This is a genomic window from Klebsiella sp. AqSCr, from assembly GCF_008452795.1.
Lineage (GTDB): Bacteria > Pseudomonadota > Gammaproteobacteria > Enterobacterales > Enterobacteriaceae > Klebsiella > Klebsiella pneumoniae.
In genome coordinates, this window is sequence record NZ_MJDM01000004.1 from 38822 (window position 1) to 58192 (window position 19371).

20 protein-coding genes are annotated in these 19371 nt (G+C 58.8%); 14 read left to right on the forward strand and 6 right to left on the reverse strand.

Features of this window, described 5'->3' with window-relative positions; translation table 11 throughout:
- The first annotated feature begins 122 nt into the window (after positions 1-122).
- Positions 123-326, forward strand: coding sequence for a DUF2754 family protein (locus tag BHE81_RS02755; protein ID WP_002890215.1), 204 nt, complete (start codon positions 123-125; stop codon positions 324-326).
- 32 nt (positions 327-358) lie between these two features.
- Here the strand turns inward: BHE81_RS02755 and ddlA are convergent, their stop codons facing one another.
- Complete coding sequence (gene ddlA, locus BHE81_RS02760; protein WP_004151348.1) at positions 359-1456, reverse strand: D-alanine--D-alanine ligase; 1098 nt, start codon at positions 1454-1456, stop codon at positions 359-361.
- Positions 1457-1555: 99 nt separating this feature from the next.
- On the opposite strand from ddlA, the gene BHE81_RS02765 reads away from it, so the two are divergent.
- The 5 genes from BHE81_RS02765 (at position 1556) to BHE81_RS02785 (ending at position 6097) form a co-directional block, all read left to right on the forward strand.
- Complete coding sequence (locus tag BHE81_RS02765) at positions 1556-2239, forward strand: extensin family protein (protein ID WP_004151347.1); 684 nt, start codon at positions 1556-1558, stop codon at positions 2237-2239.
- A 169-nt stretch (positions 2240-2408) separates the two neighbouring features.
- Positions 2409-3608, forward strand: a complete 1200-nt coding sequence (locus tag BHE81_RS02770; RefSeq protein WP_110246389.1) for a multidrug efflux MFS transporter — start codon at positions 2409-2411, stop codon at positions 3606-3608.
- A 299-nt stretch (positions 3609-3907) separates the two neighbouring features.
- Positions 3908-4168, forward strand: a complete 261-nt coding sequence (gene iraP / locus BHE81_RS02775) for an anti-adapter protein IraP (protein WP_002890221.1) — start codon at positions 3908-3910, stop codon at positions 4166-4168.
- Positions 4169-4257: 89 nt separating this feature from the next.
- Positions 4258-5688 (forward strand): alkaline phosphatase, encoded by a 1431-nt coding sequence (gene phoA, locus BHE81_RS02780; protein WP_024622895.1) that lies wholly within the window; start codon positions 4258-4260, stop codon positions 5686-5688.
- A 91-nt stretch (positions 5689-5779) separates the two neighbouring features.
- Positions 5780-6097 (forward strand): PsiF family protein, encoded by a 318-nt coding sequence (locus tag BHE81_RS02785; protein WP_002890225.1) that lies wholly within the window; start codon positions 5780-5782, stop codon positions 6095-6097.
- 67 nt (positions 6098-6164) lie between these two features.
- On the opposite strand, the gene proC is transcribed toward BHE81_RS02785, so the two are convergent.
- Entirely contained in the window at positions 6165-6974 is an 810-nt protein-coding gene (proC, locus tag BHE81_RS02790; RefSeq protein WP_004177276.1) for a pyrroline-5-carboxylate reductase, read from the reverse strand.
- A gap of 116 nt (positions 6975-7090) precedes the next feature.
- Here proC and BHE81_RS02795 point away from each other — a divergent pair, with 116 nt between their 5' ends.
- Positions 7091-7549: a YaiI/YqxD family protein gene (locus BHE81_RS02795; RefSeq protein ID WP_023302244.1), complete on the forward strand. Its 459-nt coding sequence runs from the start codon at positions 7091-7093 to the stop codon at positions 7547-7549.
- Here BHE81_RS02795 and BHE81_RS02800 read toward each other — a convergent pair.
- The gene (locus BHE81_RS02800) at positions 7546-8256 is read right to left on the reverse strand and encodes a DUF2076 domain-containing protein (RefSeq protein WP_002890273.1); all 711 of its coding nucleotides are present in this window, start codon (positions 8254-8256) and stop codon (positions 7546-7548) included. The two genes, BHE81_RS02795 and BHE81_RS02800, sit on opposite strands and share 4 nt — an antisense overlap.
- 328 nt (positions 8257-8584) lie before the next feature.
- Here BHE81_RS02800 and aroL point away from each other — a divergent pair, with 328 nt between their 5' ends.
- From aroL to ppnP, 4 genes are all read left to right on the forward strand, one after another.
- Positions 8585-9118 (forward strand): shikimate kinase AroL, encoded by a 534-nt coding sequence (gene aroL, locus BHE81_RS02805; RefSeq protein ID WP_016946570.1) that lies wholly within the window; start codon positions 8585-8587, stop codon positions 9116-9118.
- A 71-nt stretch (positions 9119-9189) separates the two neighbouring features.
- Complete coding sequence (locus BHE81_RS02810; RefSeq protein WP_002890278.1) at positions 9190-9381, forward strand: YaiA family protein; 192 nt, start codon at positions 9190-9192, stop codon at positions 9379-9381.
- 250 nt (positions 9382-9631) lie between these two features.
- Positions 9632-10312, forward strand: a complete 681-nt coding sequence (locus BHE81_RS02815) for an AroM family protein (protein WP_072196906.1) — start codon at positions 9632-9634, stop codon at positions 10310-10312.
- Positions 10313-10389: 77 nt separating this feature from the next.
- The gene (gene ppnP, locus BHE81_RS02820) at positions 10390-10674 is read left to right on the forward strand and encodes a pyrimidine/purine nucleoside phosphorylase (protein WP_002890284.1); all 285 of its coding nucleotides are present in this window, start codon (positions 10390-10392) and stop codon (positions 10672-10674) included.
- A gap of 71 nt (positions 10675-10745) precedes the next feature.
- On the opposite strand, the gene rdgC is transcribed toward ppnP, so the two are convergent.
- Positions 10746-11657, reverse strand: a complete 912-nt coding sequence (gene rdgC, locus BHE81_RS02825) for a recombination-associated protein RdgC (protein WP_023342977.1) — start codon at positions 11655-11657, stop codon at positions 10746-10748.
- 91 nt (positions 11658-11748) lie between these two features.
- Here rdgC and mak point away from each other — a divergent pair, with 91 nt between their 5' ends.
- On the forward strand, positions 11749-12663 hold the full coding sequence (gene mak / locus BHE81_RS02830) for a fructokinase (RefSeq protein WP_023342976.1): 915 nt from the start codon (positions 11749-11751) through the stop codon (positions 12661-12663).
- A gap of 73 nt (positions 12664-12736) precedes the next feature.
- On the opposite strand, the gene sbcC is transcribed toward mak, so the two are convergent.
- Together sbcC and sbcD are read right to left on the reverse strand one after the other, a co-directional pair.
- Entirely contained in the window at positions 12737-15874 is a 3138-nt protein-coding gene (gene sbcC / locus BHE81_RS02835; RefSeq protein ID WP_023342975.1) for an exonuclease subunit SbcC, read from the reverse strand.
- A complete protein-coding gene (sbcD, locus tag BHE81_RS02840) occupies positions 15871-17076 on the reverse strand; it encodes an exonuclease subunit SbcD (RefSeq protein WP_023284724.1) in 1206 nt (401 codons plus the stop codon). Before sbcD ends, sbcC begins: the two co-directional genes overlap by 4 nt.
- 182 nt (positions 17077-17258) lie before the next feature.
- Between sbcD and phoB the strand changes: the two genes are divergently transcribed.
- The gene (phoB, locus tag BHE81_RS02845) at positions 17259-17948 is read left to right on the forward strand and encodes a phosphate response regulator transcription factor PhoB (protein ID WP_002890343.1); all 690 of its coding nucleotides are present in this window, start codon (positions 17259-17261) and stop codon (positions 17946-17948) included.
- A gap of 21 nt (positions 17949-17969) precedes the next feature.
- Positions 17970-19265 carry a phosphate regulon sensor histidine kinase PhoR gene (gene phoR, locus BHE81_RS02850; protein ID WP_002890344.1) on the forward strand — a complete coding sequence of 432 codons (1296 nt, stop codon included), beginning with the start codon at positions 17970-17972 and terminating at the stop codon, positions 19263-19265.
- Positions 19266-19371 lie beyond the last annotated feature (106 nt).

The following is a 19371-nucleotide window of genomic DNA, read 5'->3' on the forward strand; positions in this document are numbered from 1 at the left end:
GTTAACCGCGCCACAGGAGCACAAAAGGGAGAGCGGCGTCGCAATCCAGCAACATTCTCCATATCGCTACAGACCGCCGCGGGCGGCTATGCGAAGATGCGTTTTTTGCTGTTGGAGGCCGCATGAAGCTCACTGATAAAATTCGCCGCGATTGGCACTACTACGCCGTGGCGCTGGGGTTGATTTTTATTCTTAATGGCGTGGTGGGGCTGCTGGGGTTTGAAACACAGGGGTGGCAATCCTACGCCGTCGGTCTGATCACCTGGGTCATTAGCTTCTGGATTGCGGGCTTTGTGATCCGCCGCCGCCCGGCAGAAGAGGCCTGAGGCCGCCGCTGCCAGGCGGGGTAAAACGCGTTTTAGTTCATGGAGGTTTTCAGCGCCCGGTCCGCGGCATGGCGCTCCAGCGCCAGCTCAATCAGGCGGGTGATCAGGCTGGTGTAGTCGAGACCGCTGGCCTGCCACAGCTTCGGATACATGCTGATGTTGGTAAAGCCCGGCAGGGTGTTGATCTCGTTGATCACCACCTCGTTGTCGGCGGTGAGGAACACGTCGACACGAGCCATGCCGCTGCAGCCCAGGGTCTGGTAGGCCTGCACCGCGATAGCGCGAATTTTGTCGTTGATCTCAGGGGCGATAGCGGCCGGGACTACCACCTGCGCGCCCTGATCGTCGATATACTTGGTGTCGTAGGCGTAAAACTCGCTGTTGAGGACGATTTCACCGCAGGTGCTGGCCTGCGGGTGGTCGTTACCCAGCACCGCACACTCAATTTCCCGCCCTTTAATGCCTTGCTCCACCACCACTTTATGGTCAAATTCGAAGGCCAGGGCCACCGCCTGATGGTACTGCTCTTCGTTTTTAACTTTGCTGACGCCAACCGACGATCCCTGGTTAGCCGGCTTAACGAACAGCGGCAGGCCCAGCTTCGCTTCGACATCGGCAAAGCTGAACTGCGCGCGGTTGGCGCGGGTGAGTGTGATAAACGGGGCGACGGCGAGCCCGGCGTCGCGCAGCAGACGTTTGGTCACGTCTTTGTCCATACAGGCTGCAGAGCCCAGCACATCGGAGCCGACGAACGGCAGATTCGCCATGCGCAGCATCCCCTGCAGGGAGCCATCTTCACCCAGCGTGCCGTGGACGATCGGGAAAATCACATCGATGGCCGCCAGCGGTTGGCCGCTTTCGGCGTTAATCAGCTGCTGCGCTTCGCGGCCCGGGATCTGCGCCAGAGTCACCGTGGAAGGGCGCAGGGCAATGCGGGCAGGATCCTGTGCGTTGAGCAGGTAGTTGCCGGCGTCGTTGATATGCCACAGCCCCTGTTTATCAATACCCAACAGAACCACATCGAAGCGCGATTTATCAATCGCTTCCACGATATTCTTCGCTGACTGCAGCGACACTTCATGCTCCGCCGACTTGCCGCCAAAAACGATCCCAACCCTCATCTTTGCCATTTCAACTTCCATCCAGATAACATCAAAGGGCATAACATACCATGTGAAACCGCTGCCTGGCTGCCATAATATTTACCTGATCAATTGACGGGAGTGGGCGTGAGAGGAAAGACGCTGCTGGTGCTGGCCGGGCTGCTCGGCGCGGGCCTGTTGGGATACCGCAATCTGCCGCCGCACCTGAATCCGCTGGCGCCGCTGGCGCTGGACGATCCCCCGGGCTGGCTGACGTCGTTTAAGCTGCGCAGGCTGACGGCAGACCAGTGCGCCTCCCTGCTGGCGGAAGCCAATCGCCGGCGGCTTATCGCCAGCCGGCCGGTGGCCGACAGCGAGGGAAGCTGCCCTCTGCGTAACGTGGTGCGGGTGGCGAATTTTGGCTCGGTGCAGCTGAGCAGTAGTTTTCTCGCCAGCTGCCCGCTGGCGCTGAGCAGTGCGCTGTACATCGAGCAGCAGGCGAAGCCGCTGACCCGGCAGCTGATGGCGAGCGATCTGCGTCAGATCGATCATCTCGGCAGCTTTGCCTGCCGCAATATTTACCATCGTCAACAGGCGCGGCGCAGTGAACACGCCACGGCGGACGCGCTGGACGTCAGCGGTTTCCGTCTGGCGGACGGTAGACGCGTTAGCGTCCTGCAGGGCTGGCGGAGCGAGACTTCGCGCCCCTGGCTGGCGGCGCTGTTGAGCAGCAGTTGCCATTACTTCGGTAACGCGCTGGGGCCAGAGTACAACGCGGCTCACGCCAACCATTTTCATTTCGGCATGCGCGGGCAGGGCTTCTGCTTTTGAGCATAAAGCGCTATGAGCAGCCTAAATGACCAGAAAATGCTTCGTCAGGCTCTCATCCGCAGCCATAAAACACCAAACTCACCGCCAGCGCATCTATGGTAGTACACCAGTGGGATGAAATTGCTAAGCTAGATAATAATTGGCAAATCATTAATGAATACGCGTAGTTATGGAATCCTGGAAGGTTAATCTCATCTCCGTCTGGTTTGGTTGCTTTTTTACCGGCCTGGCGATTAGTCAAATTCTCCCCTTTTTACCCCTCTACGTCTCCCAGCTCGGCGTCACCTCGCATAAAGCGCTATCGATGTGGTCGGGGCTGACCTTCAGCGTCACTTTTCTTGTCTCGGCGATCGTCTCGCCAATGTGGGGAAGCCTGGCGGACCGTAAAGGCCGCAAGCTCATGCTGCTGCGCGCCTCGTTGGGGATGGCGATTGCCATTTTACTGCAGGCTTTCGCCACCAACGTCTGGCAGCTGTTTATCCTGCGGGCGATCATGGGCTTAACCTCCGGTTATATTCCCAACGCCATGGCGCTGGTGGCCTCCCAGGTGCCGCGCGAGCGCAGCGGCTGGGCGCTAAGCACGCTGTCGACGGCGCAAATTAGCGGGGTGATCGGCGGTCCGCTGCTGGGCGGTTTCCTGGCGGACCACGTCGGGCTGCGGATGGTCTTTTTTATTACGGCGATCCTGCTGACCATCAGTTTTCTGGTGACCCTGTTTCTGATTAAAGAGGGCGTTCGCCCGCAGGTCAGCAAAAGCGAGCGTCTCACCGGGAAACAAGTCTTTGCCTCTTTGCCCTATCCGGGGCTAGTGATCAGCCTGTTCTTCACCACCCTGGTGATCCAATTGTGCAACGGCTCAATCGGCCCGATTCTGGCGCTGTTTATTAAGTCGATGGCGCCGGACAGCAACAATATCGCTTTTCTGGCCGGGATGATCGCCGCGGTGCCCGGCGTGTCGGCACTGATTTCTGCGCCACGGTTGGGTAAGCTTGGCGACCGCATCGGCACCTCGCGGATCCTGCTGGCGACGCTCTGCTGCGCGGTGGTGATGTTCTTCGCCATGTCCTTTGTCACCACCCCGCTGCAATTGGGTACGCTGCGTTTTCTGCTCGGCTTTGCCGATGGCGCGATGCTCCCGGCGGTGCAGACCTTATTGCTGAAGTACAGCAGCGACAGCGTCACCGGGCGTATCTTTGGCTATAACCAGTCGTTTATGTATCTGGGCAACGTCGCCGGGCCGCTAATTGGCGCCTCTGTGTCAGCCATGGCCGGCTTCCGCTGGGTGTTTATTGCCACCGCCATTATCGTTTTCATTAACCTCTGGCAACTGGCGTGGATGCTGCGCCAAACCCGCTGGGCTAACGCCTGAACCTCTGCTGACGGTATTTATTGCGATACCGTCAGCATTATTCGCCGTCAGCGGATTTACTATTACTTTTTGTTATCGTCATGGCGTGAACGCTATTCCATTTTATTATTTTCCAGGCAATCTGGTTATAAGTAACCCCGGTCATGATTAAACAATACTATTTATAGTGGTATTTTATTGTGGTAAAACGTTTCGCTGTATATTGGGTGTTGCGATGATTCTTAATTTAAGTAATTCTGAGGTCCGTCATCGCGTATGACATCCCAATCAAAACAGGCCTCGCATAAGGAACTGGTGCTATGAAGAATCTCATTGCTGAGTTACTGGTTAAACTGGCGCAAAAGGAAGAAGAAGCAAAGGAACTGACGGTGCAGGTTGAAGCGCTGGAGATCGTGGTCACCGCATTATTGCGCCATATGGAGCATGATGCCCAGCAGGCATTGATTCAGGATATTGAACAGGCGATTGACCAGGTGACGCCCTGTCCGCCGGTCAACGACCATGATGCGATGCTGCTGCAGCAATATCTAAAGAAGCTGTTGCGGCATCCTCGTAGCTAGTCTTTGTGACACGACAAGGATGCCGTCATTTTTCTGTCATCTCCCTTTTATAAAGTCTCCCTCGTTTTGTTTTTTTAAGTATTTTTTACATGGAGATGACAAAAGTGAAATTAAGCGCCCTGTTTATTGCCCTGATTCCTCTACTGGGCTCGCCGGTTATTCATGCAGAAACTACTGCTGCGCCGGTTCTGGAAAATCGCGCTGCGCAGGGAGATATCACCACTCCTGGCGGCGCGCGTCGTTTAACAGGCGATCAAACCGAAGCGCTGCGCGCCTCGTTAATCAATAAGCCAGCTAAAAACGTTATTCTGCTGATTGGCGATGGCATGGGTGATTCGGAAATTACCGCTGCGCGAAACTATGCCGAGGGGGCGGGCGGTTTCTTTAAAGGAATTGATGCTCTGCCGTTAACCGGGCAGTACACGCATTATTCGCTAGATAAAAAAACCGGGAAACCGGACTACGTGACCGACTCGGCGGCCTCCGCCACCGCCTGGACCACCGGCGTGAAGACTTATAACGGCGCGCTGGGCGTCGATATTCATGAGAATTCGCATCAGACCATCCTCGAGCTGGCGAAAGCGGCGGGGCTGACCACCGGCAACGTTTCCACCGCCGAGCTGCAGGACGCCACCCCCGCGGCGTTGGTGGCGCATGTGACATCGCGTAAATGCTACGGCCCGACGGTTACCAGCGAAAAATGCCCCAGCAATGCGCTGGAAAAAGGGGGCAAAGGCTCCATTACCGAACAGCTGCTGAACGCCCGACCGGATGTCACCCTGGGCGGCGGCGCGAAGACCTTTGCCGAAACGGCGACGGCGGGCGAGTGGCAGGGCAAAACCCTGCGCGAGCAGGCGCAAGCGCGCGGCTACCAGATTGTGACCGACGCGGCTTCTCTTGCCGCCGCGACGGAAGCCAGTCAGGATAAACCGCTGCTGGGACTCTTTGCCGATGGCAATATGCCGGTACGCTGGGAAGGGCCGAAGGCGTCTTATCACGGTAATATCGATAAGCCGCCGGTGACCTGTACGCCAAACCCGAAGCGTGACGCCTCGGTGCCGACGCTGGCGCAGATGACCGAGAAAGCGATTGACCTGCTGAGTCGCAACGAGAAAGGTTTCTTCCTGCAAGTCGAAGGCGCGTCCATCGATAAGCAGGACCATGCGGCCAATCCGTGCGGCCAGATCGGCGAAACGGTTGATCTTGACGAAGCGGTGCAGAAGGCGCTGGAATTCGCGCGAAAAGACGGTAATACCCTGGTGATCGTCACCGCCGACCATGCGCATGCCAGCCAGATCATCCCGGCGGATAGCAAAGCCCCGGGGCTGACCCAGGCTCTGAACACGCACGATGGCGCGGTGATGGTGATGAGCTACGGCAACTCTGAGGAAGAGTCGATGGAGCACACCGGCACCCAACTGCGCATTGCGGCCTACGGTCCGCATGCGGCTAACGTCGTAGGCCTGACCGATCAGACCGACCTGTTCACGACCATGAAAGCTGCCCTGAGTCTCAAATAAGTCGCTGCCGGTGGCGAAATTGCGTCACCGGCTGGTTTTTTTTCTATCTGCGTCCAGACTTACAACGTTCCACTCACAGAAGGATGGTGCGATGAAAATAACTTTATTGATGACCCTACTGTTTGGCTTGATCTTTATCAGCGCGGTTGGCGCGGCAGAAAAAACGCCCACTCCTCAGCAGCAAAGGATGACGGACTGCAATCAGCAAGCGTCAGCCAAAATGCTGAAAGGTGAGGAGCGCAAAACCTTTATGAGCCAGTGTCTGAAAAAAGAGACCACGACCTCGCAGGGAAAGGCGCTCACCCCTCAGCAGCAGAAAATGAGCGACTGCAGCAAAGCGGCCACGGCGAAATCACTGAAGGGCGATGAACGCAGTACCTTCATGAGTAGCTGCCTGAAGAAAGCCTGAAAAAAAGGGAGCGCTCGCGCTCCCTTGTTCTTTAACCTCTCAGGGCTTGAAGCCCGCCGGCTCAGCTTCAGGAGCGGCTCAGTTTCTCTGATTTTTCCATACACTGGGTGATGGCTTCGATTACCGCCGAGCGGAACCCTTTCTCTTCCAGCACGCGCACGGCTTCGATGGTGGTCCCGCCAGGGGAACAGACCATATCTTTCAGCGCCCCTGGGTGTTCTCCGCTCTCCAGCACCATTTTGGCGGAGCCCATCACCGCCTGGGCGGCGAATTTATAGGCCTGAGCGCGCGGCATTCCGCCGAGGACGGCGGCATCGGCCATCGCTTCGATAAACATAAAGACATAGGCCGGCGCCGAACCGCTTACCCCCACCACCGGATGGATCATCGGCTCGGCAATTTGCTCCGCCTGGCCAAAGCAACGGAAAATAGTCAGCACTTCGGCAACATCTTCGCTGCTCACCAGGGCGTTAGGCGTGACGGAGGTCATACCGGCGTTAACCAGCGACGGCGTATTCGGCATCGCGCGAATGATTTTGCGATCGTGGCCAAGGGCGCGCGCCAGCTGCTCAAGCGTAACGCCGGCGGCGATAGAGACCACCAGCGACTCTTTATTCAGGCTGGAGGCGATATCGCCCAGCACTTTGGTCATGATCCCCGGTTTAACCGCGCCGAAGACGATATCGGCAATCTGCGCCACTTCCTGGGCGCTGTCGGCGGCGTTGATGCCATACTGGTCGCGCAGAGCTGCAACCTTGTCCGGCGACGGGGTGTAGACCCAGATTTGTCCCGGCTGTACCTGACCGCTGGCGATCAGCCCGCCCAGAATGGCCTTACCCATATTGCCGCAGCCGATAAAGCCAATTTTCTTATCCATCACCATTCCCCTCTGCTTTTTTCGTTACGATCTGATTAGCTTACCATCCTGGCGCTTTCCTGGGGGAGAAAAGCAGGTAACATTGGCGTCACTTATTGCAGGTAACAGGAGCTGGCATGGCCATTTGGGTGGATGCGGACGCGTGTCCGAACGTGATTAAAGAGATTTTGTTCCGCGCGGCAGAGCGGACCCAGACTCCGCTGACGCTGGTGGCGAACCAGCCGCTGCGCGTGCCGCCGTCGCGTTTCATCCGCACCCTGCGGGTTGAGCATGGTTTTGACGTGGCGGATAACGAAATCGTTCGTCAGTGCGCGGCGGGAGATTTAGTGATCACCGCCGACATCCCGCTGGCGGCGGAGGTGCTGGCGAAGGGCGGGGCGGCGCTGAACCCGCGCGGGGAACGTTACAGCGAGGCGACGATCCGCGAGCGGCTGACGATGCGGGATTTTATGGAGACATTACGGGCCAGCGGCGTTCAGACCGGCGGCCCGGATAGTTTATCGCAGCGCGATCGGCAACAGTTTGCCGCCGAGCTGGAGAAGTGGTTGCTGGCGGTTAAGCGTCGCCAGGGTTAAACCCAGCTATCGTCATCGCTGCCAAAATCATCGTCGCCAAAGCCGGCGTCGAAGTCGTCGTTCCAGGTATTGTCGGCAAGGAACTGATCGTCTCCCTGGCGGAACGGATCGTCACCTGCGGTGGTGTCCTGCGCGATGCTGTCCTGCGCGGAGGCGGCATCAGGCTGCGGCTTCTCTTCGATGATATTGACTATCTCCTGCGGGTGCGAGCCGCTGAACATATTGGTCAGCATATTGCCCAGCACCACGCCGCCTGCCACGCCAGCGGCCGTTTGCAGCGCGCCCGCCATAAAGCCGCCGCCGCGTGCGGCAGCCTGCGGGGCATAGTTCTGCTGCGGTGGTGGCGTATACTGCGGCTGAGCGCTGGCCTGCGGGCGACCATATTGCTCCGCGCCCGGGATAGGGTCAGAACCGCGTGACGAGCCGCCACCGCCAAACAGGCCGGAGAGGAAGCCGCCGCTGCTGGGCTTTGCCGCCTGCAGTTGGCTGACCTGACTCTCCAGCGCCTGGATGCGATCGTTAAGCTGTTTAATCGCGGCTTCCTGGATAAGAATGGTTTGCGCCATATAGTAGGGGGCCGCCGGCTGCGCGCTCACGTGTTGGGCAATCCGCTCCTCGGCGCTGGCATCGCGCGATGCGCTGTGCGCCTCAGCCTCTTTCAGCCGGGAAAACAGTCCATCAATAAGGCGTTGTTCTTCAGATTGCATGTTACATTCCTCTGTCACACTGTCGAATAGGCATCAGGGTGCTTCTGAAACATGATGTTGTAAATATGTTGCTTCGTAAAGCTATGCATAAATGTGTTACCGTTTACGCCAGCGGTGGATAAAAAATAACGCCAAGCGGAAAGTAAAGCTGGTTAAACACTAAATGCAATGATAAGTTTACATTAATAGCCCCTCTTCTCACCATGGTAATGGGGTGTAAAGAAGTTGTGTAATTTTTTCTTTACGTATGCATTGCGGGACATACAGCGATAATACGTGCTTTCGTTTTCATTTTTTTGCGACAGACGGAACCAGGGGGTCTTCGGTTATGACACAGCCTATCTTTCTTATTGGGCCACGCGGCTGCGGTAAAACCACCGTCGGCCATGCGCTGGCGCGAGCGCGGCATTTTCAGTTCTCCGATACCGATCATCGGCTACAGGCCCATGAGCAGCGGACGGTAGCTGAGATCGTGCAGGCGGAAGGGTGGGCGCGTTTTCGCGAACTGGAGACCCTGTCGCTGAAGGCCGTGACCCTGCCGAATACGGTAATCGCCACCGGCGGCGGCATTGTGCTGGCGGAAGGTAACCGTCAGTTTATGCGGGAGAATGGCGTGGTGATTTATCTGCAGGCCTCGGTGTCGGCGCTGATTGACCGTCTGGAAGCCTACCCGAAAGCCGAACAGCGGCCGACGCTGACCGGAAAACCGGTGCGCGAGGAAGTGGGCGAGGTGCTGGCGCAGCGCGAAGCGTTATACCGGGACGCTGCCCACCATATTGTGGATGCCACGGCCTCGCCGGATCGGGTGGTGGAGCAGATTATGTCCATGCTATGCAGCGCGACGGCAACCACGGTAAGTTAAGAATTTACTTACATTAAGGCGGCGAGGGGCGCCTATACTTAATAGTTCTGCTACCAGAAGAAGGAAGAACTATGCCAAACAGGCCCCCCTATCCGAGAGAAGCGCGCGTGGTTGCGGTAGAGAAAGGTCCTCAGGGTCAGACGGTGACCTGGTATCAGCTCCGTGCGGATTATCCTGAGCCTGATTCGCTTATCAGCGAACATCCTACCGAGCAGGAAGCCGTGGATGCCAAACGGCGTTATGAAGATCCTGACAAGTCGTAACCCCCTGAGCCCGAATTGCCCGCCATGCTGGCAATATCGGGCGTATCTCACATTTTTTATTTATCAGTCGTACTAATGAATATCTAACACACGGATTTTTCAGGCACGGCGCCGCCGCCCGGCAATCTTTACATTCAACCGCGGCGTGGAGCTGCTACGCTTCTCGACGGTTGATTTTTACTCACCAGGGGGGCGGATGCTGTGTGTGGAAAGCCTGTGTTGAAGCAGTGGTTGTGAAAAGGTACATGATATGAGTAGTGCAACGATGGCAATTTTGACCATCGGCGTTGTGCCGCTGGCGGGAGTATTGCCGCTCCTGACCGAACATATCAGGGAAGAACAGATCGCCCACATCAGCCTGCTGGGCGAGATGACGCCTGACGAGGTAATGGCCGAGTACGCCGTAGGTGACGGCGAGAAAGGACTCCTGACCTTGCTCAGTAATAACCAGTTGGTGATGGTGTCGCGACAGAAAATTGAACGCGATGTCCGCAGCGCGATCGCGATGCTGGATCGACAACATTATGATGTGATCCTGCTGCTCAGCTCCGAACAGCTGACCGGTTTTACCACCCACCACGCGATCCTCCTCGAGCCGCAGCGGATCATCCCGCCGCTGGTGGCATCGATCGTCGATGGGCACCAGGTAGGGGTGATCGTGCCGGTGGAAGAGATCATGCCCATGCAGCGGCAAAAGTGGCTCTCGCTGGAAAAGCCGCCATACTACGCGCTGGCCAATCCGTTTACCGGCAGCGACAGCGAGCTATTAACCGCCGGCAAAACGCTGCTGGAGCAGGGCGCCGACGTGCTGGTCCTCGACTGTCTCGGTTACTATCAGCATCATCGCGATGTGTTACAAAAAGCCCTCGATGTTCCGGTTTTGCTGTCGAATGTGCTGGTTTCCCGACTGGCGGCAGAACTATTGGTCTAATGTGTTAATTTCGCGTGACAGGGGCAAGGAGCGCCCCCTATATTGAGCCTTTAACCGACGATCAGAAGGGCTTGTTTATGCTTCAAAGCAATGAATACTTTGACGGAAAAGTGAAATCCATTGGCTTCACCAGCAGCAGTACCGGTCGCGCCAGCGTTGGCGTGATGGCGGAAGGGGAATACACCTTTGGTACGGCGCAGCCGGAAGAGATGACGGTAGTCAGCGGGGCGCTGAATGTCCTGCTGCCGGGTGAGACTGAGTGGAAAGTTTACGCTGCCGGCGAAGTTTTCAATGTGCCAGGCAACAGCGAATTTCATCTGCAGGTGGCTGAGCCAACCTCTTATCTGTGCCGCTATCTGTAAGCCAGCGTGACGCCCGGCGTCTGCCGCCGGGTTGTTTTTTCCTTCCTGCCCGGCAGGAAGGAAAGCGGCGCTTAGCGCTGCGCTTCGCCGCCGAGCCCTTCCACCAGGCTTTGGATCAGGGCAGCCAGCTCGCCGGTCATTAAGATAAAGTCGGCGTCAAAGCGCTGGGCGAAATCTTCCCGATCGATATCTTCGTTTTGGTCGCGCAGTTCATCGCAGAACTTGAGGCGCTTAATTGACGCGTCGTCGCAGATCACAAACTGAATACGCTGCTGCCAGTCCAGCGCCAGCTTGGTGACGACCTTCCCGGCCTCAATGTGTACAGCGATTTCGTCGCTAACCAGATCCTGCTTCTTGGCGCGGATCACGCCGCCATCTTCCAGCATCGCTTTCAGCTCGGCTTCGTCCAGCAGCTGGAAGCCCTGCGCCACGGTGCCGGAGCGGACCCACTCGGTCAGCGTTAGCTCAATCGGATTCTCCAGGGTCAGCGGCACCACCGGCAGCGAGCCGAGGGTTTTACGCAGCAGGGCCAGAGTATCTTCCGCTTTCTTCGCGCTGGCGCAGTCGACCATGATCAGGCCGTTGACGGTGTCGATCCACATCATTGTCTGGCTGAAGCGGCTGAAGGCGCGCGGCAGTAGCGAGTGCAGCACTTCATCTTTCAGGGAATCTTTCTCGGTCTTCTTCAGCTTGCGGCCCTGATCGGCTTCCAGCTTCTGGATCTTTGCCTCCAGCGCCTGCTTAATCACCGGCGACGGCAGGATCTTCTCTTCTTTACGCGCGCAGATAATGATCTGGCCGTTTGCCGTATGCGTCAGCGCGTCGCTGTGCGATCCCATCGGCGACACCCAACCGGTTTTCGCCATATCCTGGCTGCCACAAGGGGTAAATGTCAGCTCGGCCAGCTGTTTTTCCATCTCATCGGCGCGCAATTCGATATCGCGGCTGAGACGGTAAACCATTAAATTTTTGAACCACAGCATGATAATTTCCACGGCTTTGTCGTTAAATCAGGCGGGCATGATAGCGAATTGTCGCTATGCTTGCATTGTTAATCGGGGTGAGGAGCTGAGCGTGCGTATTGGTATTGATTTAGGTGGAACAAAAACCGAAGTGATAGCCCTGAGCGATCAGGGAGAGCAGCTGTTTCGCCACCGGTTACCCACGCCGCGGGAGGACTACCGGCAAACCATCGAGACCATCGCCACTCTGGTGGCGATGGCCGAGCAGGCGACCGGACAGCAGGGTACCGTGGGGATGGGCATTCCTGGCTCAATTTCGCCTTATACCGGGGTGGTGAAAAACGCCAACTCGACCTGGCTCAACGGCCAGCCCTTTGATAAGGACCTCAGCCTGCGCCTTGAGCGGGAAGTCCGGCTGGCTAACGATGCCAACTGTCTGGCGGTGTCGGAAGCGGTGGACGGCGCGGCGGCGGGGGCGCAAACGGTATTCGCGGTGATTATCGGCACCGGCTGCGGCGCCGGGGTGGCGCTCAACGGGCGGGCGCATATCGGCGGCAATGGTAACGCTGGCGAATGGGGACATAACCCATTGCCGTGGATGAACGACGATGAGCTACGCTACCGTGCGGAAGTCCCTTGCTACTGCGGCAAACAGGGGTGTATCGAAACCTTTATCTCCGGCACCGGTTTCGCCACCGACTATCAGCGGCTGAGCGGCAAAGGGTTAACCGGCAGCGAGATTATGCGCCTGGTGGGAGAAGGTGACGAAAAGGCTGAACTGGCGCTGAGCCGCTATGAACAGCGGCTGGCGAAATCGCTGGCCCACGTGGTGAATATCCTCGACCCGGACGTTATCGTGCTGGGCGGCGGGATGAGCAACGTCGAACGGCTGTATCAGACGGTGCCGGACCTGGTGAAGCAGTGGGTCTTCGGCGGCGAGTGTGGAACGCCGATCCGCAAAGCGATGCACGGCGACTCCAGCGGGGTACGCGGCGCGGCCTGGCTGTGGCCGCTCCAGGGGACCTGAACCACTTCCCCGCACCCGGGCCCTCTCCCTCGGGAGAGGGTTAGGGTGAGGGGACATCGCCATAATTCAGACCTCACTCCACCGCAAACGCTTTGTCCAGCCGGCTATAGCCCAGGCCGTTAATCTTCTTCACTTTGATCTGCACCGGAATGCGGTCTTTCATCGCCTCCACGTGGCTGATCACCCCGATAATCTTACCGCTGGCGTTAAGGGCATCCAGGGCGTCCAGCGCCGTGTCCAGCGTTTCGCTGTCGAGGGTGCCGAAGCCTTCATCAAGAAACAGGGAGTCAATCCGCGTCTTATGGCTCACCAGGTCTGACAGCGCCAGGGCCAGCGCCAGGCTGACGAGGAAACTTTCGCCGCCGGAGAGGGTGCGGGTGTCGCGCACGGCGTCGGCCTGCCAGGTATCGACAACCTCCAGCTCCAGCGCCTCGCTGGCCTTGCGCTGTAGCAGATAGCGGCCATGCAGGCGGTTGAGCTGCTGGTTTGCCAGCCAGACCAGATTATCCAGCGTCAGCCCCTGGGCGAATTTGCGGAACCGGTCGCCGGTGCTGGAGCCGATCAGCGAATTGAGATAGCCCCAGTCGTCCGCCAGCTGCGCCGCCTCTGCAATCTGCTGCCCCAGCGCCTGCTGCTGTTGACGGCTCTCTGCGTCCTGCCTGAGCTGCTGGCGGATCTCACCCTGGCGGGTAGTGTTATCCCGCAGCCGCTGGGCCAGGGCGTGCAGCTGGGTTTGCAGGGTGGGGACGTCAGCGTCCACCCCTTGCGGACGCAGCGCCAGGTGCGCCTCATATTGCCGGGTCGCCTGCTCGCAGAGCGCGGCCGCCTGCTGAAGCTGCTGCTCCAGCGTCTGTTTTAACTGCGTCAGCCGCTGGGCGGTCTCGTCATCCAGCAGCGCGGCGAGGAACGCCTCCCGATCGCTAAAGCGGCTGGCGGCCAGGGCGGAGGTAAATTGCGCCTGCGACTGGTCCAGACGCGCCTTTTCCTGGGTTTCCTGCTGCTGCTGGGCGACAAGCTGGCTGTGCAGCGACAGGCATTCCTCATGGATTTCGCGCCAATTGTCCGGGATGGCCGACTCAGCTTCAACCTCTGTCTCGTCGCTGGTCGGCAGCGTCTCCAGCAGTGGCCGCAGAGCAGCGATTTGCTGCTGAATGGCATCATGTTGGGTCTGTTGCGCCTGCCACTGGGCAAATTCGCTTTCGCGAGCGTGCAGCCAGGCGGCTTCTGTCCCTTCTGCCGGCAGGCTCAGGGCCAGGGCCTGCAGGGCGCTCTCCAGTCCCTGGCGCGTGGCCGCCAGCTGCTGCTCGGCCTGGCGCTCCAGCGCCTGCTGATCGTTAAGCTGACTCTGCAACATCAGGCGCTGGCTGAGCTGATAGAGCTGCTGCTCGTAGCGCTCCTGCTCCTGCATCCAGTCGTTTATCTCTTGCGCAATATCCCGCGTGATGTGCAGAGAGGCGCAGGTCTCCTGCCACGCTTTAGTAAGCGCTTGCTCTTCCTCTGCGAGCCGCCCGGCCGCTTCGGTGTCACGCTGGAGCTGTTGCGTCAGGGCCTTGACCTGCCCGAGGATCAGCAGGCCTTCTTCTTTCAGCGCGGCGACCTCCTTTTCCAGCGCATCGCGGCGGCGCTGATTATCCGTGAGCGTCAACGAGGCGTATTGTTCAATCGCCGGGTGTTCACAGGCGCCGCACAGCGGACAGGGCTTACCCGCCTCGAGCCGGTCGCGGTAGCTTTCCAGGTCTTTAATCGTTTCTTCCCGCTGGCAGAGCGCCTTCAGGTCGAGATAGTGCTGGTTTTTGTCTTTATATTGTTCCCGGCGCAGCGTCAGGGTAGCGTTAAGTTTTACCTGCTCCGCCTGAGCCTGCTGGACGCTCTCGGCGTTCTGGCGCAGACGCTTGCGCAGCAGCTGATGCTGCTCATGCAGGGAGATCAGGCGCTGGCGCAGCGACCGCGATTGGGTTTGCTGTTCTATCGCTGCGGCAACGTCATCCGCGCTCAGGGTGAGAGGGCTGGCTGGCAGCGTGGCCAGCTTCTGGCGTAGCGCGGCCAGGCGGGTGCTCTGAGCCGTTAGCTGTTGTTTATCCCGCGTCAGTTGCGAGAATTGCGCTCGCCAGCCGGCGATCTCCTGACCCCATAAGCGGAAACGCTCATGGGCGGCCAGCCACTGCGCCAGATCGGCCAGTTCAGCCTGACGCTGCTGCTGAGCGCGCAAGGCGCCCTGGCGGATGCGCGTGCGCAGCGCCGTGCTGGCAAGTAAGCGAGCATTTACTTCACTGATCCGCTGCCGGGTTTGCGCCAGGCCTGCCGTCTGCTCCTGCTGGCGCTCCCACAGGGGACGCAGTTGGGCGGCGGGCTGGGCCAGCTCAAGCTTCGCCAGCGCCGGGGCGGCGTCCGCCAGCGCCTGGCGGGCCTGCTGCTGCCGGGTGGCGGCCTGCTGCTGTTGCTGCGCCAGCTCGTCGCGGCGGGTCAGCCACTGTAGCTGCTGCTGCTGGCTCTGCTGCTGGGCCAGCAGGGCTTTTTCTTCGTCAGTAAGTACCTGCAAACTTTCCTGCAGCGCCTGCTGCTGGGCCTCCGTCAACAGGACGATGCCCGCCGCCTGGGCTTCGAACTTCTCCAGCGCATGGCGAGCGGCTTTGTGCTGTTCGTAGACCATGGCTGAAATCTGGCCGTAGATTTCCGTGCCGGTCAGCTCCTCCAGCAGCTCCGCGCGATCGCTCGGCTTCGCGTTCAGGAAGGCGGCAAATTGCCCCTGGGAAAGCAGCATCGAGCGGGTGAAGCGGCCATAGTCGAGGCCGGTAAGCGTCGCGGTTTGCTCCAGCTTGTCCGAGACTTTATCGGCGAGGATTTTGCCGTCAGCGCAGCGCGCCAGCTCGACGCGGGGCGCCTGCAGATTGCCATCCGGCTGGTTACGGGCCCGGTTCTGGCTCCAGAAAGCGCGGTAGGCGATGCCTTTTACTTCAAATTCGACTTCCGCCAGACACTCGGCGGTATCGCGGGTCATCAGGTCGTTTTGCGACTGGGAGACCTTGTTCAGGCGCGGCGTCTCATGATAGAGCGCCAGGCAAATGGCATCGAGCAGCGTGGTTTTCCCGGCCCCGGTGGCGCCGGTAATGGCGAACAGGCCATTGCTGGCGAACGGCTCGGCGGTAAAGTCTATCTTCCATTCCCCTTTCAGGGAGTTGAGGTTTTTCAGGCGCAGACTGAGGATTTTCATGCGTTTTCGTCCTCCGCGGTGAGCGTATGCACCGTATGGGCGAACAGCTCATGCAGCCGGGCGCGCTTCATCTCGTCAATTTCGGTCAGCGCCAGCCGGCGCTCGAATACCTCCTCCACCTTCAGTTCACTGAGCGTCTCCCGCTGGGCGTTGAGCAGTATTTTCTCGCGCTGCTCGCGGCTGCGGCGCACCAGCAGCACTTCCACCGGCAGATCCTCCGTTAGCGCCTGAATATGCCGTTGAATATCGTGCAGATAGTCCTCGGTGGTGATTTCGATATCCAGCCACACCGGCGGGTCCTGCTCGACGCCGCGCCACTGCTCCAGCTGGGCGGTGATGGCGGCCAGATCGCCTTTGATTACCGCCAGAGGCTGGGTCACGGGCACCTCCAGGGTTTCCACGGCGCTAAGTCGCCCCTCGCTAAAGCTCACCAGATGCACCGATTTCGCTTTGCCGGTTTCATCGAAGCTCAGCGGCAGCGGCGAGCCGCTGTAGCGGATATGCTCGCAGCCGCCGACCATCTGCGCCCGGTGAATATGGCCCAGCGCAATGTAGTCGGCAGGGGGGAAGTGTTGCGCCGGAAAGGCATCCAGTGTGCCGATGTAAATGTCGCGGACGGCATCGCTTTTGCTGGCGCCGACGGTGGTCAGATGGCCGCTGGCAATGATGGGCAGCGGCCGATCGCCGCGCAGCGCGCAGGCCTGCTGATACTGCTCCTGATAATAGTCGCTGATGGCGTGCAGCAGCAGCTGCTGTTTTTCCCGACCGGAGTGACCGGCCTGGCTGGTCACCAGCTCGCGCGGGCGTAAAAACGGCACCGGACAGAAGATGGCGCCCGGCGTGCCGTCGCGCAGCGGCAGCTCAATCGGCGCGTAGCCGGCGTTCGCCACCACGGTGGTGTGTAAGAAGGCGAGGATATCGCGGGATTCATTGAGCATCGCCACCGAGTCGTGGTTGCCCGCCAGCACCACCAGGCGACAGCCGGTCTGCTGCAACTGGACGACGAAACGGTTATACAGTTCGCGGGCGTAGCTCGGCGGCGAGCCGGTATCAAAAATATCGCCAGCCACGATAATGGCGTCGACTTCATGCTCCTGCGCGCGGTCCAGTAGCCAGGTAAGAAAAGCGTCGTGTTCGGCCGCGCGGCTTTTACTGTAAAAATTCTGGCCCAGGTGCCAGTCGGAGGTGTGAAGGAGGCGCATAAATCTTCCCTAGCGAAAAAAGCATGGGCGGCAGTATATCATTTGTCGGCGCGGGGTAAGTCCGCGTCATGCTTCAAATTACCCGATCATCAGACCGTCATTTTTTTCATAAATCTGTCACAAAAGTGACGCATAATGACGCCGCACTTCTATACTGATGGCTAAAAAACACAGGGTAAATAATGGCGAGAAGAATTCTGGTCGTTGAAGATGAAGCTCCAATCCGCGAAATGGTCTGCTTTGTTCTGGAGCAAAATGGCTTTCAGCCTGTCGAGGCGGAAGATTATGACAGCGCGGTGAATCAACTCAATGAACCCTGGCCTGATTTGATTCTCCTGGACTGGATGCTGCCGGGTGGTTCGGGGCTGCAGTTTATTAAGTTGCTCAAGCGCGAGGCGATGACGCGGGATATCCCGGTTGTGATGCTGACCGCGCGTGGAGAAGAAGAGGATCGTGTTCGCGGCCTGGAGACCGGCGCGGACGACTACATTACCAAGCCTTTCTCACCGAAAGAGCTGGTGGCGCGAATCAAAGCGGTGATGCGCCGTATTTCGCCGATGGCGGTGGAAGAGGTGATCGAAATGCAGGGTCTGAGCCTCGACCCTTCGTCGCATCGGGTGATGACCGGCGACAGTCCGCTGGACATGGGGCCGACGGAATTTAAATTATTGCACTTCTTTATGACCCATCCTGAGCGAGTGTACAGCCGCGAGCAGCTGCTGAACCACGTCTGGGGAACCAACGTCTATGTGGAAGACCGCACGGTGGACGTCCATATTCGCCGCCTGCGCAAAGCGCTGGAACACAGTGGCCATGATCGCATGGTGCAAACGGTTCGCGGCACGGGGTATCGTTTCTCCGCCCGTTTCTGAATTTTGACAGGAGTGTGACCCGTGCTGGAACGGCTGTCATGGAAAAGGCTGGCGCTGGAGCTCTTTTTAGCGTGTATTCCGGCCCTGATTCTGGGGGCGTTTGTGGGTCATCTGCCGTGGTTTTTACTGGCGGCAGTGACCGGTTTGCTGATCTGGCATTTCTGGAATTTGATGCGCCTGTCGTGGTGGTTGTGGGTGGATCGGAGCATGACTCCTCCGCCTGGACGCGGCAGCTGGGAGCCGCTGCTGTATGGTCTGCATCAGATGCAGATGCGTAATAAAAAGCGTCGGCGCGAGCTGGGAAGCCTGATTAAACGCTTTCGCAGCGGGGCGGAATCGCTGCCGGATGCGGTCGTCCTGACCACGGAAGAGGGGGCTATTTTCTGGTGTAATGGCCTGGCGCAGCAGATTCTAAACCTGCGCTGGCCGGACGACAGTGGCCAAAACATTCTTAACCTTCTGCGCTATCCTGAGTTCGCCAACTATCTGAAACAGCGCGATTTTTCAAAGCCGCTCAATCTGGTGCTGAATAACGCCCGTCATCTGGAAATTCGCGTGATGCCCTACAGCGACAAGCAGTGGCTGATGGTGGCGCGCGACGTGACGCAGATGCATCAGCTGGAAGGGGCGCGGCGGAACTTTTTCGCCAACGTCAGCCATGAGTTGCGCACCCCACTGACGGTGCTGCAGGGCTATCTGGAGATGATGCAGGAGCAGGTGCTGGAGGGGGCGACCCGAGAAAAAGCCCTGCACACCATGCGGGAGCAAACTCAACGTATGGAAGGCCTGGTGAAGCAGCTGCTGACGCTGTCGCGTATTGAAGCCGCGCCGGCGCTGGCGATGAATGATCGCATCGACGTGCCGATGATGCTGCGGGTGGTGGAGCGCGAGGCGCAAACTCTCAGCCAGGAGAAACAGACGCTGATCTTCACCGTCGATGAGCAGCTCAAGGTGCTGGGTAATGAGGAGCAGCTGCGCAGCGCCATCTCCAACCTGGTCTATAACGCGGTGAACCACACCCCGCCGGGGACCGAAATTCGCGTCAGCTGGCAGCGAACCCCGCAGGGAGCGCTGTTCAGCGTCGAGGATAACGGGCCAGGCATTGCGCCGGAGCATATTCCCCGTCTGACCGAGCGTTTTTATCGGGTGGATAAAGCCCGTTCCCGGCAAACGGGGGGCAGTGGCCTGGGACTGGCGATCGTCAAACACGCGGTTAACCATCATGACAGCCGGCTGGAAATCGACAGCACGGTGGGCAAGGGAACCCGCTTTAGCTTCCTGCTCCCGGAACGATTAATTGCCAAAAATGACGCCTGATCGACGCGCTGTCAGTTTATCTTGCCAATGACCAGCTTCAGCTGGTCATTTTCATTGGCAGTCGTTTTTTCTCGCCTATTTAATGAGCGTGCGCTGCTTTTTTGTT